3 protein-coding genes and 1 pseudogene are annotated in these 4,287 nt (G+C 70.8%); 1 reads left to right on the top strand and 3 read right to left on the bottom strand.

What is annotated here, in order from left to right; genetic code table 11:
- A pseudogene (locus CLG85_RS26845) lies at positions 1 to 880 on the bottom strand (hypothetical protein); the annotation flags it as partial.
- A gap of 165 nt (positions 881 to 1,045) precedes the next feature.
- Between CLG85_RS26845 and CLG85_RS26840 the strand changes: the two are divergent.
- Positions 1,046 to 1,759 (top strand): SIMPL domain-containing protein, encoded by a 714-nt coding sequence (locus CLG85_RS26840; protein ID WP_260350346.1) that lies wholly within the window; start codon positions 1,046 to 1,048, stop codon positions 1,757 to 1,759.
- Positions 1,760 to 1,869: 110 nt separating this feature from the next.
- Here the strand turns inward: CLG85_RS26840 and CLG85_RS26835 are convergent, their stop codons facing one another.
- Complete coding sequence (locus CLG85_RS26835; protein ID WP_095883826.1) at positions 1,870 to 3,039, bottom strand: VPS10 domain-containing protein; 1,170 nt, start codon at positions 3,037 to 3,039, stop codon at positions 1,870 to 1,872.
- Positions 3,040 to 3,150: 111 nt separating this feature from the next.
- Positions 3,151 to 4,152, bottom strand: coding sequence for a GT-B fold glycosyltransferase domain-containing protein (locus CLG85_RS26830; protein WP_095883825.1), 1,002 nt, complete (start codon positions 4,150 to 4,152; stop codon positions 3,151 to 3,153).
- Between the last annotated feature and the right edge of the window lie 135 nt (positions 4,153 to 4,287).

The raw sequence follows: 4,287 nt of genomic DNA, 5'->3' as shown, positions 1-4,287 counted from the left end.
CGCGGCTGGCACGCACGCTGCTGAAGCTCGGCGCGCCGGACGCGGGAGCGGGATGCGAGACAGGCGGCGCGACCGGCGGCACCGGGGGTGCGGCCTCGGGAATGGGGGGAACGGAGGGAACAGGCGCGGAGAAGGGCTCGGGGTCCGCCACGGTGGGCGGGGCAGGAGGCTCGGCGGGCGGCATCTGCGAGGCGCGGTCCGCAGGTGGGTCGGCCCGTGGTGTCTCAACCGGGGCTTCAACCGGGGCCGGCGGTGCCGGTGTTGCGGCCGGGGCGGGCGCCTGCGGAACAACGGCGGGCGTGTCCGGGAGGGTCTGCGGGTCTGCCACGGGCTCCGGCTCTGCGGTCTGAGCCTCCGCGGTTACCTCCAGCGGCAGCAATACCACCTTGCCCGGGCGTTCCGGCGCGTCGCCGTGCCAGCCGTCGGCGGGACCGAAATAGGCGGTGCCGCGGAAGGTGCCCGAGGGCGGTATGGCGGCGAAGAGCACCGGCTCGAAGCCACGCTCGCGCAGGTAGGCCTCGGCCTCCTCCAGCGATTCCCGCGCCACGGCGGCACCGAGCAGCGTGGTTCCCGAGAGCGACCAGTCGAGCACCAGATCCGCGACCCGGTAAGGCGTCACCCCGTCAAGCGCGGCCTCGAGCGCGGCGCGGCGATCGGCCTCGGTGCCGGGATCGGGCATCTCGAGATAGCGCACCTGGTCGTTGGGCAGGAAAAGCGCCACCTGCGCCCCCGCGGGGTCCAGCGCCTGCGCGCGTTCCCGCATCGCGTCGAAGCCGTCCGCCGAAAGATCGGCATCGGCCAGCGCCAGCCATCCGCCGGCCTCGCGGCGCAGCAGGGTAAGCCCATCGGATGTAAGCGAAAGCGCGAAATCTGGTATCATGCGCGGTCTCTAGCACTGCTCTTGGAGCTATGGGAGTCTCCGGCTCCTTGCGCGCAGACTACAGCAGGAGTTTGCTCAGCGGAAGAACCGGGGGCACCCGGCCCTTGTTGTTTGGCGGTTCCCTACCGACATTGTGAGCAGAATTCCAAGCCAAAGGATGTGCTTATGACCAGTATTCCCCGCCGCGCCGCCCTCATGGCCGCCACCTGTCTCGCGCTGGCCGCCCCGGCGCTGGCGCAGGCGCAGGAGGCGCCGCAGCCGCGCATCACCGTGACCGGTGAGGGCGAGGTGGCCGCGGCGCCCGACATGGCCACCGTCTCGCTCGGCATCACCGCCGAGAACGCCGAGGCCGGCGCCGCCATGGACGAGGCCTCGAACGTGGCCGAGGCGCTGCTGGCCCGACTCGACGAGCTGGGCATCGCCGCGGCGGATCGTCAGAGCTCGGACATTTCGCTGCGGCCGCTCTGGTCGAACGGCGAGAACAACACCGCGCGCGGCATCACCGGCTACGAGGCGGGCAACATTCTCACCGTCCGGGTGCGCGATCTGGACCGGCTCGGCGAGGTGCTGGGGGCGGTGCTGGACGATGGTGCCAACCAGCTTTCCGGCCTGAGCTTCGGCCTGCAGGAGCCCAAGCCGGTGATGCAGGACGCGCGCCGCGCCGCCGTCGCCGACGCGATGGACAAGGCGCGGGTGCTGGCCGAGGCCGCAGGGGTGACGCTCGGCCCGGTGCTCTCGATCGCCGAGGCGGGCGGCGGCTATGCCCCGGCGCCGATGATGGAGATGGCCCGCGCCGCCAAGGTGCCGGTCGCAGCGGGCGAGACGGTGGTGAGCACGCAGGTCACCATGGTCTTCGAGCTGGGCGGCGCGCCCGAGTAATCGCCGTCCCCGCGGGGACGGCAAGACCCGCGTCCCCGCGGGGACAGGTGGGGGCGAGACAACCCGCATGAGACCTTCAGACCCCTGTCCCCGCGGGGACAGGGTACCGCTCAGACGCGGGGCATGACCTCGACGCAGAGCACCGTGGGCAGGTGGCGCGCCAGCTCGCTCCAGCTGTCGCCCTCGTCGAAGGAGCCGAAGACCGAGCCCGAGTTGGTGCCGAAGAACACCCCGGCAGGCTCGGCGGCATCCACCGCCATCGCCTGCCGCAGCACGGTGAAGAAGCAGCCCTGCTGTGGCAGCCCCGCGCGGCAGGCCTCCCAGCTTTCACCCCCATTGCGCGAGCGCCAGACCGCGGCCTTCGCGTCGGGCGGGTAGCGGCCCTCGGTGTCGCCGTTGAGCGGCAGGGTCCAGACGGTGTCGGGGTCGCTTGGGTGCAGCCCGATCGGAAAGCCGAAGGTCGAGGGAAGCCCCTCGGTGATCTCGTCCCAGCTCCGCCCGCCGTCGCGCGAGCGGTACACGCCGTGGTGGTTCTGCTGGTAGAGCACATCGCCGCCGCCGGCGGCGCGGCCCATGTTGTGCACGCAATGCCCGGTTTCCTGCCCGTCGCCGGCGGCGGGGTGGGAGCTGGGGGTGGCGGGGGCGTTGGAGCGGCGGTTGCGGCGCTCCCATGTCTCGCCGCCATCCTCGGTGGCAAAGACTCCGGCGGCGGAGATCGCCAGCCACATGCGTTTCGGGTCGGCCGGATCGGCAACGATCGTGTGCAGGGTCAGCCCCGCCGCGCCGGGCATCCAGTCTTCGGCGGAGGGGTGATTGCGCAGGCTCTCGATTTCCTCCCATGTCTCGCCGCCATCCTTGCTGGCATAGAGCGCCGCGGGCTTGCCGCCGGCGTAGAGCGTGCCATCGGCGGGTTTGAGCGACCAGATCGCCTGCAACTGGCCGGTGTAGGGAGCGGGGCCGGAGGCGGTCATGCCGAGCCTGGCAGCGAGCTCGGGGTCATTGGCCATCCATTCGTCCATCTGCCCGCCGGCGAGCTTCGCCAGCTCCCAGCCCCCGCCAGTCCCGCTGCCACTCCCGCCGCCGTTCCTGCGCCACACCCCGGCGCCGAACCATTCGTTGCCGCCCGCCGCCCAGATCGTGCCGGTCTTGGCATCGCCCGCCATGTGATTGATCGGCCAGCCATTGCAGAAGGGCCCCTCGGCGGCCCAGCCGTCCTCGCCCTTGGTAAGCAGGAAGGCGCCCTTTGTGGTGCCGACAAGAAGCGTGGGGGCGGTGCTCATGGGACTTCCTCCGTGGTTTGGGTTGATATCAACCTACCATGAGTCTGCAGCCATCGCGAAGCGGCTTGTGCCGCGGGGTGCGGGATTCCGCGTGGGAAGGGCAGGTCGGGCTCAGCGCATCCAGAGCCCGGCGCGTTTCAGCGGGTTGCGGATGCCCTGCTCGCGCCGGGGCAGGTCGGCGCGGTCGAACATCGCCCGGACCTTGGCGCCGCGCCCCTGATAGATGTAGCGCAGGAAGGGCTCGTGGTCCCTGAGCAGTTTCTTGATGCGGTTGGGGGCGGCGAGTGCCTCGAGGAAGCCGATGAGGTCGTCGCTCTCGCGGGCATAGAGCAGTGGCATGGCGCGGTAGTGGCAGCTGTGGCTGCCGTCGAGCAGCCCCTCGGGCAGGGTGTCCCGCCCGCCGCCGAGGCTGTGGATCACCAGCGGCAGCACCACCTGGTCTAGCCACGGATCGAGGCTTTGGCAGACCAGCGCCTCGGGCGGGTCGTCCCTGATCGACAGAGCATACTCGAGGAAGCGCTGGCCGAAGCGCTGCGGGCACGCGTGGAAGAAGAAGCCCGCGTTGAAGTAAAGGTAGCGCTGCCAGAATTCGTCGGGCCAGCTCGGGTCGAGCGAGCTTTCGAAGTCGAGCCCGAAGCGGTCGTAGAGGGAGCGCCATGTCTCGGTGTAGCCCGGCCCGTAGAGCTCGATCTTCGGCCAGGTGCCCTCGCGCTTCATCGAGGCGGTGGGGCGGGAAAAGTCGAAGGGGATCTCTGACAGATCGCCGGTGATCAGCGTGTCAGTGTCGAAAAAGACGAAGGCCTCGCCCGGGGGCAGGGCGAAGAGCGCCTCGATCTTGTTGCCATAGGGGTAGGCCTGGCCGAAGTGGCGGCTCTCGAAGGGCAGGATGCGTGCGCCGAGGTCGCGCAGGATGTCGCGGGCTTCGGGGGTCATGCGTGGGTCCGCGTCCCAGAGCGGGCCGGGCTGTGGTTCGGCGACGAAGAGGCGGGTGCGGCCCTCGGGGGTGGCGGCATCGAGCGAGAGGGCGAAGAGCACGGCCTCGTACTGCAGCCGCCCGGACTGCCCGACGATGAGGATGTTGAGCGGCGCCTGATCCGCCGTACTGCCTGCCATGCTGCCCGGCCTTTTCCTGCCGTCCCCGTGGTTTCGCAGGACTATAGGCGGGAAGCCGGTGAGCGGGAAGCGGGCAGCGGCGCGGGCGCGGCGCGGTGTGGCACCTGGAACGACGGCCGCCGGGCGAGCGCCGGC

Source organism: Alloyangia mangrovi (assembly GCF_002300555.2).
GTDB lineage: Bacteria > Pseudomonadota > Alphaproteobacteria > Rhodobacterales > Rhodobacteraceae > Salipiger > Salipiger mangrovi.
Note: the sequence above shows the minus strand (reverse complement) of the source record. Positions and strands in the feature narration are given on the sequence as shown.